This is a genomic window from Streptomyces sp. NPDC093149, from assembly GCF_044754145.1.
Lineage (GTDB): Bacteria > Actinomycetota > Actinomycetes > Streptomycetales > Streptomycetaceae > Streptomyces.
The window spans coordinates 17,905-39,799 of record NZ_JBIVON010000035.1; the positions used below are offsets into that span (position 1 = coordinate 17,905).

A 21,895-nucleotide genomic window follows, 5' to 3' on the forward strand; every position below is an offset into this window, starting at 1 on the left:
CCCAGCAGAGGATCCCTCCAATGCCGATTCCCGCGCACAACCGTCGCGCCTCCCGTGCCGTCGCTGTCACCCTCAGCGCTGCCGGCCTGATCGCGCTGGCTGCGGCTCCTGCCGCCTTCGGCGATGAAACCGCACCCGAGTTGGTCATTGGAGGCATCGAGCCGGTCAACGGGGTGAAACCTGGAAGCAGCTTCGATCTGTCGGCAACCGTGGCGAACAAGGGCACCAAGGCCGCCGAGAAGGTGTGGGTCTCCTACGGCGTCACCCGAGGACTCGACTTCGCGGAGGTTCCCTCCAACTGCCGGACGCAGCAGGTCCGGTCCTACGACGAGATGCCCGAGAGATGGATCGCGGTGTGTGCGTTCGACCAAGTGATGGAGCCGGGCACCGTCTACACGCCCGAGAGGCCTCTCCGCGTCAAGGCACTGGACCGCGCGCTCAACGACGAGCTGCGAGTGAATGTCTGGGACGTCGACCCCGGAGCGGACGAGAACGGCACCCAGCCGGTGGCGGGAACCGCGCCGGCGGTGAAACTGGTCGAGGGACAGGCCGGGAGCGAGGGGACCGCACGAGTTGTCAACGTGCCCGTCAGCTCCGTCAACACGGCCGACTACCAGGTGACGGGTGCCGCGCTGAAGGGAAGCGTCGGTGACACGGTGAAGATGAAGGTGAAGTTCATCAACGCCGGGCCCGCCTGGATCCTGACCAAACAGGGGGAACGGTCCGTCAGCGTCATGATCACACCTCCCGCCGGAACGTCGGTCGTCAAGCGCGGCCAGTTCTGCCAGGCCAAGGGTAAGGCGTACGTCTGCGGCATGCGGTCGCTGAACGAGGGCAGCCAAGAGACCTACACCTTCGAGCTGAAGATCGACAAGCGGGTGGCGAACTCCAAGGGCCAGGTGGCCCTGAGCACCGAGGCACGGCCATTCGACCCCAACAAGGCCAACGACAAGGCCGACATCACGCTGGACGTCACGGGTGGGGAGCCGACCGGCTCGACGGGCGGCTCGGCCAATGTCTCGGGCGGCTCAGCCGGCGGGTCGTCGACGGCCGGCGACGACGGGACCACGACGAACGGCGGCACCCTTGCAGAAACCGGCTCCTCGACGCTGCTGATCACGGGCGCGGCTGCCGCAGCGGTGGCCACGGGCGCGGGCATGCTCTTCATCGTGCGCCGTCGCCGGACCCAGAGCCCGAGCTGACGACCCAGCGGTGGTCGCTTTCACAGGCGTCGAGGCGTACGGCGGACAGGTAGTGCGTGCTCTGAGGGTTGACGTCTGCGGACAGGAGAAGTTTGCGGTCCGACGGGTCGAGGACCTCGGTCAGTTCATGGATGGGGTAGCCGAAGAGGTCGAAGTCGCCGAAGGCGACCGGAACTTCGGCGGCCCGGTCCGGGACGCGCTCGGTCCGCTCGACGATCAAGTGCCCCATGGTCTGACCGGCACAAGCCGTGCAGGCATAGGCCGTGACCAGGATGTCGCAGTGAACGAAGAAGAAGGTCCAGTGCGCTCCGCACATCCACCCGCCGGCGCGGATGTCCGCCAGAGTTGACGCCGTCCACTGCGCCGCATGCTCGGTCATGCCGAATCGCAGGACGCCTGCGTTCGCTGGGAGAACGAGCCCGGTGCCGGGCATCAATCGAAAGGTCACTCGAACAACTCCTGCTGGACCTCGAAGAGTCGACAGAGGTACGGGCCGGACGGCTGTTCTAGCCGCGCTCCGGTCAGAGGACACGCCTATCAGGCCCTGAGTACTGGCCCCCCTTCTGTGCGCGACCCCGCCGCGCCGCGCGGCCACCGAAGCTCGGCACCGGTGCCACGGCATGCGTCGCGAACCCGGGCGGGTGAAACCGTGTCCCCCGAAGAACCTCGGGGGACATTTGCTGTGGCCAGCGGCACCGCCCCGTCCTGGCGCATCCCGCCGACCTCGCAGTGGTGGGCGGCGATGACGGACTCGCCCGACCCACATGGACCAGCGCCTACCCGGTGCTGCGACACCGAGTGGGGTGTGCCCGTCTGCGGCGAGCACGGCCTGTACGGGAATGGATCAGCCTGAAGGCCTTCCAGACCGGGCTGCTCGTGGTCATCCCGCCGCTGGTTCTCAGGGATGGAGCAGGTCCGGCCAGTTCTGCGGGACACGGTCGGCCGGTCCCGGGGTCGGCTGGGCGGCCGGGTGGCTGGTCGGCGGGGCCAGTTCGGGTCCGGACTCGTACAGGACGTCGGTGGCGTAGTTCCAGTACCACTCCTCACCCGGCTCGAAGCTCTGTACCACGGGATGCCCAGAGGACTTCCAGTGGGCGGTGGCGTGCTGGGCCGGTGACGAGTCGCAGCAGCCGATGTGGCCGCACTGCGCGCAGCGCCGGAGGTGGAACCACCAGCCCCCCACTGCGTCGCAGTCCGCGCAGCCGGTAGTGCTGGGCGGGACGCTCGCGGCGATGCCGTCGATGTCGGTCATACGGACTCCTCGATGGTTGTGGTTTCGGTCTCGGGGGCGGTCAGCGGCAGCAGCACCTGGAATCGTGTGTCGCCCGGTACGGACTCGACCTGGAGGCTGCCGTGGTGTTTGTTGACGACGATCCGCCAGCAGATGTCGAGGCCGAGGCCGGTGCCCTCCCCGACGGACTTGGTGGTGAAGAAGGGGTCGAAGATGCGGCTGCGGATGTCCTCGGGGACGCCGGGGCCGGTGTCGCGGAACTCCACGAGCAGTCGGTCGTCCTCCCTGGCCGTGCGGACCGTCAGGGTGCCGTTGTGGCCCGTGCTGCCGATGGCGGCCACCGCGTTGTCGATGAGGTTGGTCCACACTTGGTTGAGTTCCGCCGGGTAGGCGGGTATTTGGGGGAGGGAGCGGTCGTAGTCCTTGACCACCCTCACCCGAGGGCCGATCTTGCCGGACAGCATCAGCAGCGTGCTGTCGAGGAGTGTGTGGACGTCGACGTCCTGGTGAGGGGCGCGGTCGAGCTGCGCGTACTGCTTGGCCGCGTCCACCAGGCGGGAGATGCGGGTGGTGGAGTCGTCGATCTCGTCCATCAGCAGCTCGGTCTCGACCGTGTAGTTGAGCCAGCCGATCGCCCCTGGCAGGATTCCTTCGCCCACGGTCGCCGCGACCTGGTCCAGCCAGTCAGTGTCCAGCCCGGCTTGGACGAAGGCCGGCGCGATCCGCCAGCCCTCCGGGATGCCGTGATCCTCCAGCCAGCCGGCGAGCTCGTCCTCCCGGTCGGACGCCTCCAGAGGGGTCAGCATTGGTGCCTTGGCGACGCGTTCGGCGGTGCGTTCCTGGATCTCGATGAGCTCGGCGAGGGCCACTCGGGAGTAGCGGCCCTGGGCGATGACCGCCAGTTTGTTCCGCATCCTGCCGACCCGCTCACGCAGCGCCGCGGTGGCGCGGACGGCGGCCGCGGCCGGATTGTTGAGCTCGTGGGTGAGTCCCGCGGACAACGTTCCGAGCGCCAGCAGGTGTTCCCGCTGGCCAATGGCCCGCTGGGTGTTCTTGGAGCCGAAGAAGAGCCCCTCCAGCAGGTGCGTCGGCATCGGGAACCACTCCCGCATGACGTCCGCGAACGACTGTGCGGGCAGTACGAAGAACCGGGTGGGTTCGGTCACCCGCATGGAGTTGATGTACGTCTGCGGGACCTGGTCGCCCAGATATGCCTGCATGGCCCCCGCGTACACGCCGCGCTGCGAGGTCCGGCTGACCTCCACATCGTCGCCGCCGACCCGACGGGACAGTACGACGGTTCCCTCGACCATCACGTAGAAGCAGGTCGCCGGGTCGCCCTCGGTGTACACCGGGCCGGATTCGAACCGTTCCATCCGTCCCTCGGAACACAGCCGTCCGAGCTGCTCCGGGGAAAGCTTCTCGAAGAGGAAGAGCGAGCCGATCTCGTGCGGGTCGCAGGCCATGACCTGTGCGCTCATGACTGCTCCAGGAAGCGGTGGACGAGCATCACGGCCATGGCTCCCTCGCCCACGGCGGACGCGACGCGCTTCGCGGACCGGGCGCGCGCGTCGCCTGCCACGAACACACCCGGGACGCTGGTCTCCAGGTAGTAGGGCGGCCGGTCCAGTGCCCATTCGGCAGGGGGGCGCCCGTCCGGCGTCAAATCCGGTCCGGCGAGGATGAAGCCGTTCTCGTCGCGCAGCACGGTCCCGCCGAGCCAGTCGGTCAGCGGGGCGGCACCGATGAAGACGAACATCCACTGGGCATCGACGACTTCGGTGGCACCGGTCACGGTATCCCGCAGAATCAGCCGTTCCAGGTGCTCCTCGCCGTGCGCCTCCTCGACGACGGTCCGGAGCCGCACGGTGATGTTCGGGGCCTCGTCGACCTGCTGGATCAGGTAGTACGACATCGACGCTGTCAGGGACTCCCCGCGCACCAGCATGGTCACCGACTTCGCGCCCCGAGCGAGGAACACCGCCGCCTGCCCGGCGGAATTCGCGCCGCCGACGACATACACGTCCTGGCCCTCACAGGACGACGCCTCGGTGAGGGACGAGCCGTAGTACACCCCGCAGCCGGTCAGCTCGTCGCATCCCGGCGCCCCCAGCTGCCGGTACGACACGCCGGTCGCCAGGATGACGCTGTGCGCGGCGACCGCTGAGCCGTCGGAGAAGCGCACGACGCGCGCCGGACCGTTCACCTCCAGCCCCGTGACCTCGCGAGCAGTGAGGATCTCGGCACCGAAGCGGCTCGCCTGGCGGCGGGCACGATCGGTCAGCTGCGCACCGGACACGCCGTCCGGGAAGCCGAGGTAGTTCTCGATGCGGGAACTCTGGCCGGCCTGTCCGCCGGTCGCCGACCGCTCGACCAGTACGGTCCGCAGCCCCTCGGAGGCCCCGTACACCGCGGAGCCGAGTCCGGCCGGGCCGCCGCCGATGATGACGAGGTCGTAGAACGCGGCGGTCGGCGTGGTCGCGAGCCCCACGTGGGCGGCCAGTTCGGTCGGCTCCGGCTCGATCAGCGCGGTACCGTCCGGCGTGATCACCAGGGGGAGCCGTCGGCCGTCGGCCCCGGCCGCCGCCAGAAGCCTCTGTCCCTCCGGTTCGTCGGAGGAGTACCAGCGGTACGGCACCTGGTTGCGGGCGAGAAATTCGCGCGCCCGCGAGGAGGGGGCGGACCAGCGGTGCCCGACCACCTTGGTGGTGGGTACCGGCCGGTAGTCGCTGGACCGCCAGACCGTGAGGAGATCGTCCAGGACCGGGTAGAGCTTCTCCTCGGGCGGGTCCCAAGGCTTGAGGAGATAGTGGTCGAGGTCGACGACGTTGATCGCGTCGATGGCAGCGTCGGTGTCGGCGTAGGCGGTCAGCAGCACGCGCCGCGCCCCCGGGTACACGCCGAGGGCCTGTTCGAGGAACTCGATGCCGTTCATCTGCGGCATCCGGTAGTCGGCGAGGATCACGGCCACCAGGTCGCCGCGCAGCTTCAGCTCGCGCAGCGCCTCCAGCGCGGATTCGCCGGACTCGGCGCGTACGATCCGGTAGCCGTCGCCGTAGTGGCGCCGCAGGTCGCGGGCGATGGCGCGGGAGACTCCCGGGTCGTCGTCCACTGTCAGGATGACGGTCCGCGTTGCGTCGGTGGCCTGTGCCATACTCCTCCGCCCTACGCGCTTCCGACGTCCGGCACGACGAGCTGCCCGAGCGCGCTCACGACCATCGTATGTTCGATCGAGCCCGACCGCTTCGGCTGCTACGGCCCGTGCGGCCCGGGTGACCTGACGATGGCAGAGCGCCGCGGCCGGTGGTGCGGGCGACCATGCTGTGCGCGCCCCACGCCCACGCGGCCAGACGGATATCGCCGGTACGTTGACCCCAGGCTGCCGCCGCGGACGGGTGTGTACGGGCTCCGGTCAGATCGTCCAGGTGGAGAGCCAGGTTCGCCAGGAATGCCGAGAGTCAGCCGACCTGCCGCTGCAGATCGACCCCGTACGAGGCTCCAGGGCCGGTCTGGAGGACCGGGGTGAGGAGCTGGCGGACCTCGCGTACTTCGTTGAACAGGACGTGTGGCGGGTGCTTGGAGTAGTTCAGCGCATAGTGCTCGACGGCCGCTTCGACCAGTTCAGCGGTCCCGGCGCTGCCCTGCGGGTCGGCGAGCAGGGTGAGGTGGAGTGATTCTCGGGCAGCTGGCAGACCGGCTGTGGTAGTCATCGGCTCCATCCCTTCCCACGAGCCCCTCGGGTACGCGGTCGTCTCGGGCCGACCGTATCGGATCACCGCATGGCCCCAGGGGACAATCACGTGCGGCGCCGGGGCACGGGTGAGGCCGAGTTGCTCAGGGAGGGCGCCGTAAGCCCGGCACAGCATCACCGTGTACTCCGGGCCGGGCCATTCGTCCGCATCGTGTTCCCCCACAAAGTCCTCAACGTCCCCTACGGCATCTCGGCACTCCTCGTACGCGACCCGGCCTCTCTGCGCATGGGCGTGGATCTGGGTGTCCGGCCGCACTCCTGCGGTGGTGAGCCGGAACGACGTCCGGTCCTGTGCTGTCAGGCTGGTCCTGAGGTCAATGCGTCCGCTTGCGGGTCTGCTTCACTTCCTGGTCGACGGCCCAGGCGTCGGCGACCGGCCCGAGGTGGCCGAGCTTGTCGGGGTTGATGACCGAGCGGATGGTCTGGATCTGCCCGTCGAGCACGTCGAGGGCGAGGATGTGGAGGACCTTGCCCTCCCGGTCGCGGAAGACGGCGCCGGGCTGGCCGTTGACCTCGTGCGGCTCGAACGTGACGTCGACCCGGGTCATCAGCGGGTAGACGGTGGCGAGCAGCCTGGCTACGTTCTCGGAGCCGATGACGGCCCTGGCCAGCTGCGGGGCCTTGCCTCCGCCGTCCCCGACGAGCTGGACATCGGCGGACAGCAGTCTCTGCAGACCGTCCACGTCCCCCTGCGACAGTGCCTCGAAGAACCGCTTCGCCAGTTCCTGTCGCTCCCGGTGGTCTGCCTCGAAACGGGGCCGTCCCTCGTTCATGTGGCGACGCGCTCGTACCAGTAACTGACGGCATGCCGCCTCCGAGCGCCCCACCGTCGAAGCGATCTCGTCGAAGCCGAAGGCGAACACCTCCCGTAGCACGAATACCGACCGCTCCAGTGGGCTGAGCCGCTCCAGGAGCAGCAGCGCTGCCATCGACACCGAGTCGGCCAGCTCCGCCGCGCGTGCCGGGTCCTCGTACGGATCTCTCAGCAGAGGCTCGGGCAGCCACGGTCCGACGTACTCCTCCCGCCGTACCCGGGCCGAACGCAATACGTCGATAGCGATACGAGTTACTGTCGCTGACAGGAACGCCTTGACCGACACGGGCCTTGTCGGCGAGGAGTCGAAGCGCAGCCATGTCTCCTGCACCGCGTCCTCCGCCTCACCCACGCTGCCCAGAATCCGGTACGCGATCGAGAACAGCAGAGGCCGCAGCTCCTCGAACTCCTCGACCTTGTCCACGCCGTCTCCCTCTTGCAGTCCGTGTGTCTGGCCGGATCAGCGCCAGCGAGACATCCTTCGAAGAACATCTGATTCGTGGGCGGGGTGGGCAACGCTCGCGCACCGTGACCGCGCGCCGCGGCCCACGACCGCCGACCCCGGTCGGGGCCGGCGGCGGTTCAGTGGAACTGCCCGACCTTGTAGTCCCCGGCCGGCTGCCGGGTGATGACGTTCAGCCGGTTCACCGTGTTCATGAACGAGATCAGGATTACCAACGTGGTGAGCTGCTCTTCGTCGTAGTGCTCGGCGGCCCGTGCCCACACCTCGTCGCTGACGCCGTCGGCCGCGTCCGCAACCCGGGTCCCCTGCTCCGCCAGCTCCAGCGCGGCACGCTCGGCCTCGGTGAAGACCGTGGCCTCCCGCCACGCCGAGACCAGGTTCAGCCGCACCGAGGTCTCGCCCGCGGCGGCAGCCTCCTTGGTGTGCATGTCGAGGCAGACGGCGCAGCCGTTGATCTGGCTCACCCGCAATGCGACGAGTTCCTGCGTGGTGGCCGACAGCGGTGATTCCTTGAGCTCCCGGCCTGCCGACATGAAGTACTTGAGGGCCTTGCCGGCGGTCGGGCTGGCGAAGTAGTTGAGTCGCGCGTCCATCGTGTGCTCCTCCGTGCTCGTCGGTGTCTTCACCCCCGAGACGAGACGGCCCGCGTCCCTGTGACACGGGGAGGTGTGACTCACGTCTCCTCGCTGGCCGGGTTCGGACATGTCACAGGCCGGGTCGCTGTCCCGCCTCCTGGACTGCAGCGTCAACGCCTGGCGCATGCCCGCCCCCGAGGTCCACCCGGCACCGAAGTCCACCAAGCACCACGGCCGCGCCCAGGTCGTCAGCGGCGGTACCGCGCGGGAGACGCAGGTCCTGCTCTTCACCGAGATCGAAGCCCGCCAGTGGGACACCACCGGAGCATGTTCAGGTCGAGCGGCAGTGGTGGTGGCCCCGTCCGCCGGAAGCAGGCAGATTTCGAATACCTATCCTGCGGAGGTGGATACCTCTCACGCGGCTCGCGTCGCACACCAGCAGGGAAAGCGCCCACGGGTCGGGCACATCCAGTTCCTCAACTGCCTGCCGATCTATTGGGGGCTGGCCCGCACGGGTGCCCTGCTCGACCTGGAGCTGACCAAGGACACCCCGGACCGACTGAGCAGTCTGCTGGTCGACGGAAAGCTGGACATCGGCCCGATCGCCTGCATGGAGTACCTCAAGCACGCCGACGACCTCGTACTGCTTTCGGACATCGCGGTGGGCAGCGACGGCGCGGTCACCTCCTGCCTGATCGTCAGCCAGGTCCCGCTGGACGCACTGGACGGACGCCGGGTCGCCCTGGGCTCCACCTCGCGCTCATCGGTACGACTGGCCCGGCTCCTGCTGGAACGGGAAGGGATCCACCCCGAGTACTTCACCTGCCCACCGGACCTGCCGACGATGATGCAGGACGCGGACGCCGCAGTCATCATCGGCGACTCCGCGCTCCGCGCCCACCTCTATCAGGCGGAGGAACTGGGGCTGCAAGTCCACGATCTGGGCGAGATGTGGAAGGAGTGGACGGGCCTGCCCTTCGTCTTCGCGGCCTGGGCCGTCCGCAAGGACTATCTGGAACAGAACCCTCACATCGTGCGCGAAGTCCACCGGGCATTCCTGGAATCCCGGGACCTCTCGATGACCGAAGTCGACAAAGTATGCGAACAGGCCGCCCAGTGGGAAGTGTTCGACAAGGAGACGCTGCGCAGCTACTACACCGAGGCTCTCGACTTCTCTTTCGGCGAGCGTCAGCTGGAAGGGGTACGCGAGTTCGCCCGCAGGATCGCTCAGGATTCCGGCCTCGACCCCGAACTGGAAATCACGGTCATCCAGCCGTAACGGCTGACTCGAAAGGTCGACAACCGGCCTTCTCACCGCCCAGTGATCTGCACCTTCACGACGCAGCGCGGTCACCAGCTTGCCGAAGTTGCGCGGGCTCAGCCCAGTGGACGGGGGTTGTCCAGGACGACTCCGACACCGTGAACACACCAGCCACACCAAGATCATCTCATGTAACCGGGCGCCCGAGCCGGCATCGCGCGCCAACTGATCTGCTCAGTTGCCCTTCTGCACGCACGCGTGCCGCCATCCGGCGCTGCGGCTGTACGGCGCACGCCTTGCCGGGGCCAGATCGCGGTCGATGCCGCTCGGTTCTCAAGGCTCCACGCCGCAGCGTCGCGCAATTGCTTTGAGGCGTTCGAGTCCCGTCGCGCTGCCGTCGGGTGGGCGAGGTCAAGGGCCATCCCGGCGCGGGCCGAGATGTAGAGGATGTCCTGGTGGGGTGGCGGCGTCGAGGCCGGGAGCGGTCTGGAGGCGGCGGTCTGTGACGCTCAGGTAGATCGCGATGCTATCGAGATCCTCGCGCAGGTGCACAGGAAGCACCTGCCGCAGTCGACGCGGACCAGCCCGGCAGCCTTCCGGCCGGCCCGAACGGCCCGGTGCGGCTGATCGCGATCCGAACCGAAGCCAACACCGCGACCCGGCTGGGAGCATGTGCGGTCCCGCGGCGCCCGTGACCACCTTGGTCGCGCAGTCGATGAACCACGTGACCCACGGAGCGACCAGCTCGCCCTCCGCATCGACTTCGACCGGAAGATGCTTGTGGTGGCCCTCCCAGACCGCACCCGGTGCGTGGGCGGGCGCTTGCCGAACACATCATGGGCACGCCGCGCCGCCCGCACCTCAACGACCGGTCGACCCCTATCGTCCACTGCGCCGAAGGATGTACAGGGGGGTCGTCCGCGCGCACGACGCCCCTGACTGGTGGTCGGGCGAGCCTGGAAAGCACAGGGGGTTGTCGATAGGAGGCGGCCCTACCGTCACCAGGAGTGCTATGACCGAGCTACACATACGACACCCCGCACCCGCACCCGCGCCCACGGCCGCCGGGGCCATGGGCCGCGCGTTGGCTGGCGGCCTGATCATGGCGGTGGCGCTCGGTGCCGGCAACGGACTCGGACCCGTACTGGCGAACGCCGCCGGAGCCAAAGGCTTGGCCGCCCGGCTGATCGCTGCGGCCCTCGTCACCGTCGTGGCCGTGCCGTTCGTCCTGCGCCTGTCACACCCCCGGACGGTCGGCTTCGGCAGTCCGGGCGCGAGCCTACGGGCGTTCCTCACCGGCGTCGGGGTGACGGCCGCGGCAGCGGCGCTGGTCCTGGGCGCGGGCACGGCCGCGGGGTTACTCGTCTGGCAGCAGCTGGATCTCGTCACCCTGGTCGGCTTTCTCGTCACCAACGCCGTCGTCGCATTCCTGCTTGAAGCCTTGCCCGAGGAGACAACGCTGCGCGGCTACACGTGGACATCGCTGCGCAGACGGTTCGGGCCCGCACTGGCGGCGCTCGGCACCACGGCGGTCTTCCTCCTCGTACCGGGCACCTCGACGCTGGTGACGGTCGGCATCGCCCGGCTGGCCGGTGACGAGCGGGGCCACATCGGCATCACCCCGGAGGGACAGCACCCGGTCGACTACCTCATCCTCCTGACGGTTTTCAGCCTGACCCTGATCGCCGCCCGTGCGGCCGTGGGGCACGCCCCGCTGTGGGCGGCGATCGGCACGCACCTGACCGTCCTGACCGTGAACCGCATCATGCTGCAGGGCGAGGACCGCGACGCGGGCGTGAGGGTGGAGCAGGCGTCCGGTGACGCGGTGCTGCTCGTACCGCTGTACCTGGTGGTCGTCGTGATCGCGTTCCTGGTGTGCCGCCGGGTCACGCGTCGGCACACGCCCGGCGAAAAGTAGGCGGTCACTGTCACCGGCCTGCTCGTTGCCGGGCTCCTGGTCCGCGCGACCGCAAGGACGACCCGCAGCTGCCGACGATGCACCCGCGGTGACACGGCACAGATGACTGTGTGGTCTGAGGCTTCCGGCTAGAACCTTCGCGACCGACGCCCCCGCCAAGCGGTGAGTTCGCGCAGGCGGCTGATGGTGGAGCAGAACCCCCGTGACAAGGCCGCGGCCAAGCGGTTCTTCAGGAAGCTGATGAAGGCCGCCCAGTCGGTGTCACGAGTGATCGTCACCGGCAAAGCTCCGCTCCTACGGCGCCGCTCACCGTGAGGCGATGCCGTCGGTGGAGCACCGCTCCCACAAGGGCCTGAACAAACGGGCCGAGAACTCCCACCAACCCACCCGGCAGCGCGGACGCGCCATGAAGGGCTTCCGATCGGTCGGCGGAGCACAAAGATTCCTGTCCGCGTTCAGCGGCATCTCACCCCACTTCCGACCCGGCCGCCACCTGATGACCGCCACCGAGTACCGCACCGAGATCAGTGCCAATACCGGTGATCTAGCGGTAGCAGTCCGGAACGGGATCGGTCTCGCTGTAGATGGCGGTGTCCTTCATGAAGCCGAGCTGGCCGTTGTCGGCGACGGTCATCAGCCAACGGGTCGGGTGCGGCCCGCCGACCCAGTCCTGGTTGTCCTCCTTGCAGGAGAACCAGCTGGGGTTGGAGTTCATGTAGCCGACCACGGTGGAGGGGTCCGGGTAGCTGTGGTTGTTGCCGACCGTGCCGTAGACCGGGGAGCCGGGCACGTTGTGGCAGTACCACCGGTTGCTCTCTCCGGGCCAGCAGTTGTCGGCCGCCGAGGCAGACGGCGCGGCCACGACTCCCAGGCTCACGGTGAGGGTGGCGGCAGCGGCGGCGGTGATCCTGGCGGTGCGGATTTTGCTGAACATATCTCACTCCTGTTGCTGTGCGGACGAGTTTGCCCGGCGGCAGTGTGCCCGGCGACCTTGGAGTGTCGCGCATGCGACGCGGTTGGTGACTCAAAGTCGCCGGACTCCGAAGAGGCATGGCCAAACGCAATCGGTCACACCTGCGAGCACAGGGACGGGTGTTCGCATGGAGCGGGTGCGATCTCTCGGTTTCGTGTTGGTGGTGGTGAGAGTCGGTGGTGATGTTCTGGGGCGTCAGGTGCCCGCGGGGCCGCCCGGTGGCTTCGTCGACATCGAATGGTTCCAGCTCAACTTCCGTGAAACGCACACGTTGAGTGACGGCTGACGCAACGGTCTCGAGGAAGTTGCCTGAAAATGATCAGCGACGGTACTCGTGTGGCCGACAGTTCGGTGCCGTGGAAGAAACAATGCTCCGGCTGCAGGATCTGTTGTTCCCGTCGGTCGCGGATGTGATGGTGGTGTCGGTGGACGCGAGCGACGAGACGATACGTATCGAGGCTTGCAGTGCGACGGCCGGGGCCGCGTGCCCGGGGTGCGGACGACAGTCAAGCCGCGTACATCGCTCCTACCTGCGGTTTCCCGCCGATGTGCCCAGCGCAGGTCGACGGGTTGCTCTGTGTCTGCGAGTCCGCAGCACGGTGCTGCGGCTGACGGACACGCCGAAGACGCTCGCCATCTGGGCGACGGGCAGCCGGACCGTGACGAGGAGGCCGCCGGTGGGGCTGGGGACGAGGTCGAGGGTCCCGTCGTGGGCGCGGACGATGCTGTGCACGATGGCCAGGCCGAGGCCGACGCCGGCGTGCGCGTCGGTGCGTACGCGTTCTGTTCCGCGTTGGAAGGGTTCGATGAGGGTCGGTACCAGTTCCGGTGGGAGTCGGCGACCCGTGTTCTCGACCCGCAGCACGCTCGTGTTGCCGTGCGCCTCGGTGTGGACCGCCACGGTGCCGTCGGCGGGGAGGTTGTGGACGATGGCGTTCTGGACGAGGTTCGTCACCATCCGCAACAGGAGCTCGGCGGAGCCGCTGGTCGGGGCCGGCCCGCCGGTGACGTCCAGCGCGATCCGGCGCTGTTCGGCGAGGGGAAGCAGCGTTTCGGCGGCTTCTTCGGCGATGAGGGAGAGGTCGACGCTCTCGCGGGTGAAGTTTCCGCGGTCGCCGCGGCTGAGCAGTAGGAGGGCCTCGGTGAGGTCGGTCGCCCGCTGGTTGACTGCGTACAGGCGTTCGATGAGTTCGTCCTGTTCCCGCGTGGGGTTCTTGCGGGCGACATCGAGGAGCGTCCGCGAGACCGCCAGCGGGGTGCGCAGTTCGTGGGAGGCGTTCGCGGCGAATCGCTGCTGCTCGACGACGTGGGACTCGAGTTGTTCGAGCATCGAGTCGAACGCGTCGGAGAGTTCACGGAATTCGTCCTGGCGGCCCTCCAAGCGGATCCGGTGGGACAGCGACCCGTTCTCGGTTATCCGGGCCGCATCCGTGATCTGTGTGAGTGGTGCGAGCATCCGGCCGGCGAGGATCCATCCCCCGGCGAGCCCGAACACGAGCAGGAAGACCATCGCCGCGGCCGCGGCGGGGACGAAGACTTGCAGGAGGACGTAGCGGTTGGGTGCGATCTCGAGGAGTTGGCCGCCTCGATCAGGGCCAGCGCCACCTCCTCGGGCGTGCGGTGCCGGTTCGGCGGCCGTCCGGCACCGAGTTCTTCGGTGATGCGGTGCAGCAAGGCCGTCTCGGCCGGCCCTGGCTCGCGAATGTTGAGCGAACACGCCGGAAGATCCGTGTCGACGACCAGGGATGCGCAGGCGCGGTTGAGCAGGTCATCACTGACCTGGGCGAGCATCTCCTTCCACGGAGCGTGTGCACGCAGCGCAGCGGCGTCGAAACGGAACCGTTTGCTGCTCAAGCCGTGCAGCGCAGGCCCGGGATCGGTGCTCGCGTGGACCGGGCGCAGTACCCGGGTCAGCTCGGGATCCTCCGGCTCCATGTCGCGCACCACGAGGCGATGCGAGGCACCCGGATCCGAGGTGAAGTCGTGGTCCATAGAGGAGAAGAGCAGATCCAGGCGTAGGCCTCGCTTGTCCTTCGTGAAACTCTCCAGCGACAACGCGCGGTCATGATCCGTGTGCTTGATCTGCAGCCGCTCGCGGCTGCCGGTGCCCCACTCGCACGTGATGTCATCAAATCGGTCCCCGGTGAACATCTTCGTGTCGACCAGCAGGGAATTCGCACGTCCCACCGCCAGGTCCACCAGCCGCAGCGCGGTGAGCAGGTCCTGGTAAGCGTAGCCAAGGTGTGTCGGGCGCAGCCCCATGCTCACCTCCAGCGTGCCTTGCTCACTTGGCACCCCCCATGGTGCGCGTCGCGGTCACCCTAACCTCCCTGACGTACCGGGGCGGAACGGAAACCCAAGGGGAGATCGTGTGCGCAAGATCCAGCTGGCCCGGAAACACCTGGAAGGTTGGGCACCAGCAGCGGCTCTCGCACGCGAGATCGACGGCGGCGGCCGCACTTACCTGGTCGTCGACGGCTTCGCGTACCAGACAGGGGGCGTCAGGCTTCGACGTCGATGCCGTAGTCGGTGGCCAGGCCCGCCAGCCCGGTGTCGTAGCCCTGCCCGACGGCACGGGCCTTCCATCCGGTCGTGTGGCGATAGAGCTCCACCGCGATGTTTTCGAACCCACCGCCAAGGCCATCAAAGGACTCGAGCAGGCTCTGGCCGCTCTCGGCATCCTCGATGAGGCCCTCACCCTCGACATGCGGCGCCCTCAGGACTACTTCCACCGCACCTGGAGCACCGCATTCCGCGCCCGAGACCTCGCAGCACTGCAAGCCCCCGACCTGGATGCCACAGGGAAGCCATGAACACGTCCCGCACCGACCCAGCCATCCGAGCACGCCGACAAGCCACCCAAGACATGCTTCAACGCCTCCAGACCGCCTTGGTGACCACAGCCCGCGACCATACGCCTGTCACCGTCGCAGCCCTTGCGCGTACAGCCTGCGTCTCACGCACATTCCTCTACCAAAACCAGCAGGCCAGATCCCTGATCGAGCAGGCCCGCGCAAGCAGGCCCCACCCCGGAGTCTCCAACAGCGACAGCCGCGCCCAGCCCGCCTGGAGAGAACGTGCACTCAACGCCGAAGACGCACTCGCCCAAGCCCAGCGCGAAATCCGCACCCAGCGCACCCGCATCGCAGAACTCCTCGGCAAGATCCGCGACCTCGAACACGACCTCCCCGCAGGCTCACTCCAACGGATCGTCACCGAGAACACCAACCTGAGGCAACACGTACGACAGCTCACCCGGGACAACCAGCAGGTTCAAGAGCGCTTGACCAGCGCACGCCAGAACAACCGCTTCATGGACAAACGCATCGCCGACCTTGAAGCCCAACTCGCCCCGTATCTGACCGTTCCGCCTCCGCCACGGTGACCCTGCCGCGGCTCACCATCCGTCGAGGGAGAGAAGCGGTGCAGGGTGTGTGAGGTCCGGTCCGGATCTCACACACAAGGACCGTAAGACGTACCTACAGCCTGCCGGGACCCCACCAGCGCCCGATGCCCTCCCGTACGTGGCCACGGAGAGCAGCATGCCCAGGAGCGCGGTGGGTCATGGAGCTGAATTACACGAAGCTGCTGCGCCCGTGGAGACCGGCAAGCCCTCCTCACGGGCGACGTTGTAGCCAATCAGGGCAGCGATGACGGAGACGGCCGCGGCGGCTACCTCTGTCAAGAGGTAGCCGCCGCCGCGTCGCTGAAGATCTCACCCACTCCCTCTCAAGGAGAGAGTTCAGGGGTCACTAATGAGGTTCGCTCAAATACGCCTTCCACCGTCCGCTACTTGGTCTGGGTTGGAAAGGAACTGCTCGATCTCCCCGAATAGATCGTTCAGCTCATCTTCCGCGATCCGCTCACGACTGCAGAAACGCCTCATGAGTCGTACCTGAGGGACAGTGAACTGCTCACGAAACAACCTTCTGGATACAGCCGCATCGTCTGGAGCATCACTCACCCCCAACTCCTCTTCAAGGATCTCTACATAGTCTTTCGCGTCCTCGTCGCCGCTGGCGGCAGCCCTTCGCCACCAACCGTAAGCAGCTTTTAGATCACCGAAAGCCTCAGCGATCTCGGCGACTCGTCTTTCCTCGGCGGGCTTCAGTTGGCCTTTCGTGTCCTTGTTGAGGAGTTTGAAAAGCTCATACAGTCGATTTCGTTGACGCCGGTCGCGCAGCAGGTCGCGCACCCGAAACGGGTCTTCAACCGTCACGAGGCAGGCCCCGGCCGGGGGCCGGCACGAAGGCCGGCCCCCCAGGTTAAGGGTGAGGTCAGAGACCTCACCCAACCGGTTTTCCTCATGCAATGCCTGGTCAAAGAGCTCCAGCAGGACCAGGCGGCCGAACGCTTCGCGCTCCTCATCGAACATCCAACTGCTCATGCTGACACCTCCTCGGATGACGCAACCATTGCCTTCTCCAACCGCCGACGGGCCGCCCCGAGATACCTCCGGACAGTGTCCACTTCGACGTCCATCTCCTCCGCTGCTTCCTCTAGCGGAAGTTCCCTCAAGATAACGAGGTCAACGACCTTCCGTTGAGCTTTGGGCAACTCGGTGATGAACTTGTAAATCTCGACCCGGAGTTCAGCAACGAGAACTGACTCCGGGACTCCAATTGATGAAATCCCCTCGGGAAGAGTCTCCGGAGGGACCGGAGTGATGGGGAGCTTTCTGTTACTCCTGAATTCGTCAACAATTACGTTTGACAGAACCTTCCGACTGTACTGGACTAGTCGACTATCACTGATAAGGCCCAGGTTCGGAAAACGTTTGAATACTCTCTCCATGGTGATCTGGACCGCATCTTCAGCGAAGTTCCGGTCAGATGATTTCGCCATGGCTGCCGACATGAGAGGACGTCTCAGAGTCGCGAACCTGTTGTTCGGATCACTGTCAAAGGCGGGCGAGTGTGCTTCGTCGGTCACGGTGACCTCCGACCACACATCGCCCACGGCGGCGTACCGTGGCGGGCGGTGTACGCACCGGCCTTCCACGGCATCTCAGGCCAAGCCATCAGGCTCAGTTCCCTTCGTGAGGTGTCTTCAGCGGTGAAGGCGCGCCTTCACCCACCTACACGCCGGAAGGGCCTGAATCCGGATGCCCGCGGACGTACTTTTTTCCAGCTTCCCCGAAACTGCAGGTCAGCCCGCCCTGCGAGCAGGCGCATCTGCGGAGATCCCCGCAGGAGCGGTCCCAGCGCGGCCGCGTCCGGCGTCAGGTCACAAGGAACTGCACACCGCACGCCGCCGCGCTAGAGGCCCAGTACTTGGCGTGGCACTACAACTTCAGGAACGCCAGGATGGCCACGAACGCGGCCACGGCGAGCGTGATAGCCGGGATGAGGGCCGGACTGGAAATCGCGAGATAACCGGCGAAGGCCGCACCCATTACTGCGATCGCGATGGGTGTGCGCTCGTTGCTGGGCACTGGACTGCCTCCAAGACATCGTGGGCGAACATGTGTCGGAGGGTCCGGATGCTTGCCCTCCACCCACATACACGCCAAAGGGCCCCGAAACCGGATGCCTGAACACCAGTCAGGTCGCCGCCGTATCCGTCACAGTGACGGTATGCAGGTGGCGCGGCGACCGGTGCATCTGCTCGCTGGCCGCGAGCTCTACTCGCCCTCGTGGTCGAGGCGTTGGCCGAGAAGCGTCCGAACGACGAGCGCGCGCCGGTCGACGGCGGGTACATCGGCATCGTTCTAGCGGAGGCCCGGATCACCGTCCCGCGTCGGCGGTAGCTGCCAATACCCCCCCGCGACCTGGCAGCAGATGCACCACCGCGTTGTAGGAATTCCACGCGCGAGGCCCCGAGACATCGGTCCCGGGGCCTCGCGCGGTCCGCTCATCGGCTGGACGGTCGCGCCTTCATGCCCAGCCGATGCCCAGCTTCCGTAGCGAATCCAGCTGTTCCTGGGTGAGCTTGTCCCGCCTCGCGCGGGTGTTGGAGACCCACACGCCCAGCTTCACTACCACCGGCTCTGCCTCGCCGTCGACCGCGATCTCCTCCGCATGGGACCGCGGGACCGGCCGGTGGGCGCCTTCCCGCGCGACCCATTGCGTCAGGGCTGCCAGGCCGCGTTGGAATGCCTGCTGTGCCTTGCTCTGGCCCTTCGCCGCAGCCTTGGAGGCTGGGGCGGGAGCCGGGGCCTGTCCGGGCTGTACGCCCAGCGCGGTCAGTCGTTCCCTTTGCTCGGTGGACAGCTGCGCCCAGGCGCTCGCTTCTTTTTGCCGCGTGAGCCATCGCCCGATGTCGTCGCCCTCGAAGAGCACGCCGGGCTGAATGTCGGGCAGGACGCCGCCGGCCTCGGTATCGGCAAGGTCGACGAGCACCTTGTAGTGCCGTTGCCAGTCCAGCGGCCAGGGGCAGTTCCAGTCCGGGTCGATCGCCGCCAGTTGCTCCGCGCGCTCCGCGGCCCGCTCCGCATCCTTCCCGAGTCCGCCCTTGCGGCGGAGGTTGGCCAGGTGCTGCCCGATGGGCACCATCGCCTGGCCTTCGCCCCAGACCGCGTCCTGCCGCGGGGCGAGGTGCCCGGTGGCGCGCCGGTACGACCGGAAGGCGGCGAGCTTGTTCTCCCAGGCCTCGTCCCCGGGTTCCCACACCATCCCGGCTTCGTCGAGCAGTTCTTTGCGGTGGGGGTCGAGTTCACCTGCGCGCTGCGTGCGGCGCTGCTGGTGGACCCACCTGCCCAGGGGGTAGTCCTTCGTCACGCCGACTGCGGTTTCGGTGTCGTACGGCACGGCGTACAGGCCGGTGATCTCGTTCTCGGTACGCCAGCGGATCAGGGCCTGGTAGCCCTCCAGCCAGACGAGAGATTCGGGCCGGATGACGCGGCAGCGGGTCAGGGCGGCGATGTCGGCGGCGTCGCGGGGGGAGGCGAAGTTGACCACGATGGAGGTGACCCGGTCGACCTCCTGCTGTTCCTCGTTGGCCTCTGCGGGCATGTCCCCGTTCTCCGGGCCGGCCGCGGTCGCGGGGGAGGGGCGGGCGTGGATGCGCCGGCGTTCGGTGCCGCGGGTCAGGGCGCGGGAGGCGAGTTGGTCGACCATGCGTTCGGAGTGCGAGCGCAGGGCTTGGAGGATGTCGACGAGGGGTTGGTAGCTGGCCGAGGCGATCATGTCATTGGGGTCTTCTCCGGGCTGGAGGAATACGGGGATGATGATTCGTGCGGTCTTGGTCGTGCCGTCGGGGTTGGGGCGCAGGGCGCGTCCGATGTTCTGGACGATGTCGACCTGGGAGCTGCGTGAGCCGACGATGCATACGGCCTCGACTCCGCGCAGTCCGGTGATGTCGACCCCGACTCCGAGGGCGCGTACGGAGGAGAGGAACGCCCGGTGTACGCGCCGGTTGTGGGCGTTGATGCCGTTGGCGAACCGGTGGATCACCGCCCGCCGGTGGGCGATGGGGTGGTCTCCGCACAGCCAGTCCGCCCATACCCGGTCCGGTGGTACGTGGCGGCCCTCTTCCAGCTCGTACAGCTCGGCGTCGATCGACGACGCGGGCAGCTCCTCCGCCCCGGCCAGCGCCGCCGCGGAGGCCTCGGCGGCGTACAGCTCGGCGGCGGTGCGCGGCATCTGCTCGGCGAACGCCGCGGCTTCTTCCACCCGCTGGTGGAACACCATGGTGGTGTGCAGATTCTGCTGCGCCGCATGCTCCAGCAGTGCCGCCTGCAGCAGGGCCATGCGCCGACCGCGCAGCGCGTCCTCCGACAGGCCCAGGATCGGGTCAGGGTCGCGGATCTCCAGCACGTCGATCTCGAACCCCGCGAGGATCGAACGCTCCACCGCCTCCGCCAGCCCAAGATCAAAAATCCGGGTGCCGTAGGTGCTGGAGTCGTCCTCCATCGACGTGATCACCACCTCCCGCCCGCCCCGGCCCCGCTGCGGCCTAGGCGCGGCGAGGATCCGCGGGGTCGCGGTCAGGTAGAGCCGGAAGTCGACGGGGATCCGGCTGTTGTCGTGGACCGCCGCCCACGGCCGGCCCATGTCCCCCGCGGTCATGTGCCCCTCGTCCAAAATGGCCAGGTCGAACGGAGCCAGCCGCTGCCCGTACAGCCGCTCTCCGCCCGCCAGAGCCGATTCCAACGGCCCAGGAACAGTCCGGCGACCAACGATGTCGGTAGGGTCCTCGCGGTCCACGAGAGAGGCGTAGGTGGCGAACACGACCACCGGCCCGGTCCCGGCCCACAGGGCCAGCTGGATCGGGTTGGTGGTGGTGCGCACTCCGAGCTGCTCCAGGACCTCGTCCTTGTCCACCGAGCAAACCGCGACCATCGGCGCGCGGTGCCCGACCCGCCGCCAGGACTGGGCACTCTGCACGATCAGATCCAGCGTCGGCACCATCACGAGAATCCGCCCGCCCGGGAAGTACTCCAGAGCGCACGCAGCGGTGGTGATCGTCTTACCGGACCCCGTCGCAGACACCCCCATGGCACGCGCCCCCTCCGGAGGAACAGGCGACCTTGCAGGAAATCCAACCCAGTTACGAAACCTCAACTTCTGGTCGACCTGGTGTTCCTTGAGCGGAACCAAAAACATTTCCAACCCCTTCCTAATCCCTGCCCCAGTCGTCTTTTCAGAGGGCCGCGTGCGGAATGCAGGCCGCGCTCAGGTCATTCCAGATCGACGCATCCGCCTTGTGCCAGCCGCCCGGCTTTCCGTCCTTGAAGGGCGGTTTGTCGTCCGGGTCGTAGTGCCCGGCATCGAGCGTGCAGACGATGACGTCTCCGTCTGCGTTCCGCGTCCGCGCCGTGCACAGGCCGCCGGCCTCGCCCAGCGCCTCCAGCACCCGGCGCCGCGCCGCGGTGTGCGGGTGCGTGCGCGGCAGCACGCTCTGCCGGACGAATCTCTCCAGCCGCACCAGGTCTGTCCGCTCACGCTGCCTCACGTCCGCAAGATGTACGGCCAGTTCAGCGGCCCCGGCCGACCGGCCGCCACGCCGGGACCAGTCCCGGTCTGCGATGCCCACCAGGGCCTCGCTCACGGCCGTCACACCGTCATCCCACCCGTTCGAGAACAGCGAGCCCCGAGAGGCCGGCGCCATGCCGTCCAGCTCCACCACCTCACACTGCGCCCCCGCGACCGCCCCAGCCTCCAGCGCCGCCACCAGGTCGTCCGCCTCGCTCGCGGGCACGCCATGCGCCTCCAGGAGCGCGAACACCTTCAACCGGGCTTTCACGCCCGCAGTCTGGTGCTGCGTCACCTGGCGCAGAGAATCGCTGCTCAGCGCGGGATCGGGTCCGGTAGATTCATGGTGACCGGTCATCTTCGGTCGTTCCTCTCGGAATTCCGGGGAGGTTCCCGGGTGGTTGGGAGGTGTCCCGTATTTCCGCCAACGATACATGCTGCATCAACCTGATGCAGCCACTACACTGGAACCCGACACGAACGAGCGACCCCCACCCTCGCAGCCAGCCTGAGCCCGCATCAGCGGGCTCCCCGCCCTGGAGGCGCAGCCGGAAGGGCCTTTGACCGCACGCAGTGCGGTCAACTCGCCTCGCAACGCGAGGCGTTGTCACTGCAGGGCTGGAGCGCAGCGGAAGCCCTGCCGGTTCGAGGCGTAGCCTCGAACCAGGGCCGCAACGCGGCCCGTTGAGCGCGCGCAGCGCGCGATCCGAACCCGCGGAGCGGGTTCGGCAACTGCCCCGCGCAGCGGGGCAGTTCGCTTGCACATCGCGCAGCGATGTGGTACCCGCTCCG

At 67.6% G+C, this 21,895-nt stretch carries 19 protein-coding genes and 3 pseudogenes; 6 read left to right on the forward strand and 16 right to left on the reverse strand.

The features are described from left to right. Positions 1–20: 20 nt before the first annotated feature. Positions 21–1,202: a hypothetical protein gene (locus ACIQCZ_RS40030; protein WP_402290797.1), complete on the forward strand. Its 1,182-nt coding sequence runs from the start codon at positions 21–23 to the stop codon at positions 1,200–1,202. On the opposite strand, the gene ACIQCZ_RS40035 is transcribed toward ACIQCZ_RS40030, so the two are convergent. The 7 genes from ACIQCZ_RS40035 to ACIQCZ_RS40065 all read right to left on the reverse strand — a co-directional run bounded on the left by ACIQCZ_RS40035 (position 1,165) and on the right by ACIQCZ_RS40065 (position 8,054). Next, on the reverse strand, positions 1,165–1,581 hold the full coding sequence (locus ACIQCZ_RS40035) for a hypothetical protein (RefSeq protein WP_402290800.1): 417 nt from the start codon (positions 1,579–1,581) through the stop codon (positions 1,165–1,167). The two genes, ACIQCZ_RS40030 and ACIQCZ_RS40035, sit on opposite strands and share 38 nt — an antisense overlap. A 519-nt stretch (positions 1,582–2,100) precedes the next feature. Next, the gene (locus ACIQCZ_RS40040; RefSeq protein ID WP_266751264.1) at positions 2,101–2,454 is read right to left on the reverse strand and encodes a UBP-type zinc finger domain-containing protein; all 354 of its coding nucleotides are present in this window, start codon (positions 2,452–2,454) and stop codon (positions 2,101–2,103) included. Next, positions 2,451–3,914, reverse strand: coding sequence for an ATP-binding protein (locus ACIQCZ_RS40045; protein ID WP_402290803.1), 1,464 nt, complete (start codon positions 3,912–3,914; stop codon positions 2,451–2,453). The genes ACIQCZ_RS40040 and ACIQCZ_RS40045 overlap by 4 nt, the downstream gene beginning before the upstream one ends. After that, on the reverse strand, positions 3,911–5,587 hold the full coding sequence (locus tag ACIQCZ_RS40050; protein WP_402290806.1) for an FAD-dependent oxidoreductase: 1,677 nt from the start codon (positions 5,585–5,587) through the stop codon (positions 3,911–3,913). Before ACIQCZ_RS40050 ends, ACIQCZ_RS40045 begins: the two co-directional genes overlap by 4 nt. A 304-nt stretch (positions 5,588–5,891) precedes the next feature. Continuing rightward, positions 5,892–6,143 (reverse strand): hypothetical protein, encoded by a 252-nt coding sequence (locus ACIQCZ_RS40055; protein WP_402290809.1) that lies wholly within the window; start codon positions 6,141–6,143, stop codon positions 5,892–5,894. Positions 6,144–6,498: 355 nt separating this feature from the next. Further along, positions 6,499–7,422: an RNA polymerase sigma-70 factor gene (locus ACIQCZ_RS40060; RefSeq protein WP_402290811.1), complete on the reverse strand. Its 924-nt coding sequence runs from the start codon at positions 7,420–7,422 to the stop codon at positions 6,499–6,501. A gap of 158 nt (positions 7,423–7,580) precedes the next feature. Beyond that, a complete protein-coding gene (locus ACIQCZ_RS40065; RefSeq protein ID WP_402290812.1) occupies positions 7,581–8,054 on the reverse strand; it encodes a carboxymuconolactone decarboxylase family protein in 474 nt (157 codons plus the stop codon). A 385-nt stretch (positions 8,055–8,439) separates the two neighbouring features. Between ACIQCZ_RS40065 and ACIQCZ_RS40070 the strand changes: the two genes are divergently transcribed. Continuing rightward, positions 8,440–9,315, forward strand: a complete 876-nt coding sequence (locus ACIQCZ_RS40070; RefSeq protein WP_402290841.1) for a menaquinone biosynthetic enzyme MqnA/MqnD family protein — start codon at positions 8,440–8,442, stop codon at positions 9,313–9,315. A gap of 27 nt (positions 9,316–9,342) precedes the next feature. Here the strand turns inward: ACIQCZ_RS40070 and ACIQCZ_RS40075 are convergent. Further along, positions 9,343–9,472: pseudogene (locus tag ACIQCZ_RS40075) on the reverse strand (IS5/IS1182 family transposase); the annotation flags it as partial. 837 nt (positions 9,473–10,309) lie between these two features. On the opposite strand from ACIQCZ_RS40075, the gene ACIQCZ_RS40080 reads away from it, so the two are divergent. Continuing rightward, the gene (locus ACIQCZ_RS40080) at positions 10,310–11,215 is read left to right on the forward strand and encodes a type II CAAX prenyl endopeptidase Rce1 family protein (protein WP_402290815.1); all 906 of its coding nucleotides are present in this window, start codon (positions 10,310–10,312) and stop codon (positions 11,213–11,215) included. 192 nt (positions 11,216–11,407) lie between these two features. Continuing rightward, positions 11,408–11,744 (forward strand): annotated as a pseudogene (locus ACIQCZ_RS40085) (DDE-type integrase/transposase/recombinase); the annotation flags it as partial. 15 nt (positions 11,745–11,759) lie between these two features. Here the strand turns inward: ACIQCZ_RS40085 and ACIQCZ_RS40090 are convergent. Then, entirely contained in the window at positions 11,760–12,149 is a 390-nt protein-coding gene (locus ACIQCZ_RS40090) for a hypothetical protein (protein WP_402290817.1), read from the reverse strand. Between the two features lie 166 nt (positions 12,150–12,315). Between ACIQCZ_RS40090 and ACIQCZ_RS40095 the strand changes: the two genes are divergently transcribed. Beyond that, the gene (locus tag ACIQCZ_RS40095) at positions 12,316–12,474 is read left to right on the forward strand and encodes a hypothetical protein (RefSeq protein ID WP_402290820.1); all 159 of its coding nucleotides are present in this window, start codon (positions 12,316–12,318) and stop codon (positions 12,472–12,474) included. A 240-nt stretch (positions 12,475–12,714) separates the two neighbouring features. On the opposite strand, the pseudogene ACIQCZ_RS40100 reads toward ACIQCZ_RS40095, so the two are convergent. Both ACIQCZ_RS40100 and ACIQCZ_RS40105 read right to left on the reverse strand, forming a co-directional pair. Beyond that, positions 12,715–13,764 (reverse strand): annotated as a pseudogene (locus ACIQCZ_RS40100) (sensor histidine kinase); the annotation flags it as partial. A 925-nt stretch (positions 13,765–14,689) separates the two neighbouring features. Beyond that, positions 14,690–14,920, reverse strand: a complete 231-nt coding sequence (locus ACIQCZ_RS40105) for a TerD family protein (RefSeq protein ID WP_402290822.1) — start codon at positions 14,918–14,920, stop codon at positions 14,690–14,692. Between the two features lie 77 nt (positions 14,921–14,997). On the opposite strand from ACIQCZ_RS40105, the gene ACIQCZ_RS40110 reads away from it, so the two are divergent. After that, the gene (locus ACIQCZ_RS40110) at positions 14,998–15,573 is read left to right on the forward strand and encodes a DUF6262 family protein (protein ID WP_402290824.1); all 576 of its coding nucleotides are present in this window, start codon (positions 14,998–15,000) and stop codon (positions 15,571–15,573) included. Between the two features lie 381 nt (positions 15,574–15,954). Here the strand turns inward: ACIQCZ_RS40110 and ACIQCZ_RS40115 are convergent, their stop codons facing one another. The 5 genes from ACIQCZ_RS40115 to ACIQCZ_RS40135 all read right to left on the reverse strand — a co-directional run bounded on the left by ACIQCZ_RS40115 (position 15,955) and on the right by ACIQCZ_RS40135 (position 21,461). Then, positions 15,955–16,575, reverse strand: a complete 621-nt coding sequence (locus tag ACIQCZ_RS40115) for a hypothetical protein (RefSeq protein WP_402290826.1) — start codon at positions 16,573–16,575, stop codon at positions 15,955–15,957. Then, on the reverse strand, positions 16,572–17,120 hold the full coding sequence (locus ACIQCZ_RS40120; RefSeq protein ID WP_402290828.1) for a sigma-70 family RNA polymerase sigma factor: 549 nt from the start codon (positions 17,118–17,120) through the stop codon (positions 16,572–16,574). The genes ACIQCZ_RS40115 and ACIQCZ_RS40120 overlap by 4 nt, the downstream gene beginning before the upstream one ends. 352 nt (positions 17,121–17,472) lie before the next feature. Next, positions 17,473–17,622 carry a hypothetical protein gene (locus ACIQCZ_RS40125; RefSeq protein ID WP_402290831.1) on the reverse strand — a complete coding sequence of 50 codons (150 nt, stop codon included), beginning with the start codon at positions 17,620–17,622 and terminating at the stop codon, positions 17,473–17,475. A gap of 442 nt (positions 17,623–18,064) precedes the next feature. Beyond that, a complete protein-coding gene (locus tag ACIQCZ_RS40130) occupies positions 18,065–20,734 on the reverse strand; it encodes a Helicase associated domain protein (RefSeq protein WP_402290833.1) in 2,670 nt (889 codons plus the stop codon). 37 nt (positions 20,735–20,771) lie between these two features. Beyond that, positions 20,772–21,461 carry a hypothetical protein gene (locus ACIQCZ_RS40135; protein ID WP_402290834.1) on the reverse strand — a complete coding sequence of 230 codons (690 nt, stop codon included), beginning with the start codon at positions 21,459–21,461 and terminating at the stop codon, positions 20,772–20,774. Between the last annotated feature and the right edge of the window lie 434 nt (positions 21,462–21,895).

What these genes read in the sequence shown, in the direction of transcription:
- ACIQCZ_RS40135 (WP_402290834.1), bottom strand. Translation starts at nt 21,461, where the DNA reads ATGACCGGTCACCATGAATCTACCGGACCCGATCCCGCGCTGAGCAGC.
- ACIQCZ_RS40045 (WP_402290803.1), bottom strand. Translation starts at nt 3,914, where the DNA reads ATGAGCGCACAGGTCATGGCCTGCGACCCGCACGAGATCGGCTCGCTC.
- ACIQCZ_RS40095 (WP_402290820.1), top strand. Translation starts at nt 12,316, where the DNA reads ATGGAGCGGGTGCGATCTCTCGGTTTCGTGTTGGTGGTGGTGAGAGTC.
- ACIQCZ_RS40055 (WP_402290809.1), bottom strand. Translation starts at nt 6,143, where the DNA reads ATGACTACCACAGCCGGTCTGCCAGCTGCCCGAGAATCACTCCACCTC.
- ACIQCZ_RS40040 (WP_266751264.1), bottom strand. Translation starts at nt 2,454, where the DNA reads ATGACCGACATCGACGGCATCGCCGCGAGCGTCCCGCCCAGCACTACC.
- ACIQCZ_RS40130 (WP_402290833.1), bottom strand. Translation starts at nt 20,734, where the DNA reads ATGTTTTTGGTTCCGCTCAAGGAACACCAGGTCGACCAGAAGTTGAGG.
- ACIQCZ_RS40110 (WP_402290824.1), top strand. Translation starts at nt 14,998, where the DNA reads ATGAACACGTCCCGCACCGACCCAGCCATCCGAGCACGCCGACAAGCC.
- ACIQCZ_RS40030 (WP_402290797.1), top strand. Translation starts at nt 21, where the DNA reads ATGCCGATTCCCGCGCACAACCGTCGCGCCTCCCGTGCCGTCGCTGTC.
- ACIQCZ_RS40065 (WP_402290812.1), bottom strand. Translation starts at nt 8,054, where the DNA reads ATGGACGCGCGACTCAACTACTTCGCCAGCCCGACCGCCGGCAAGGCC.
- ACIQCZ_RS40115 (WP_402290826.1), bottom strand. Translation starts at nt 16,575, where the DNA reads ATGAGCAGTTGGATGTTCGATGAGGAGCGCGAAGCGTTCGGCCGCCTG.
- ACIQCZ_RS40050 (WP_402290806.1), bottom strand. Translation starts at nt 5,587, where the DNA reads ATGGCACAGGCCACCGACGCAACGCGGACCGTCATCCTGACAGTGGAC.
- ACIQCZ_RS40035 (WP_402290800.1), bottom strand. Translation starts at nt 1,581, where the DNA reads ATGACCGAGCATGCGGCGCAGTGGACGGCGTCAACTCTGGCGGACATC.
- ACIQCZ_RS40090 (WP_402290817.1), bottom strand. Translation starts at nt 12,149, where the DNA reads ATGTTCAGCAAAATCCGCACCGCCAGGATCACCGCCGCCGCTGCCGCC.
- ACIQCZ_RS40080 (WP_402290815.1), top strand. Translation starts at nt 10,310, where the DNA reads ATGACCGAGCTACACATACGACACCCCGCACCCGCACCCGCGCCCACG.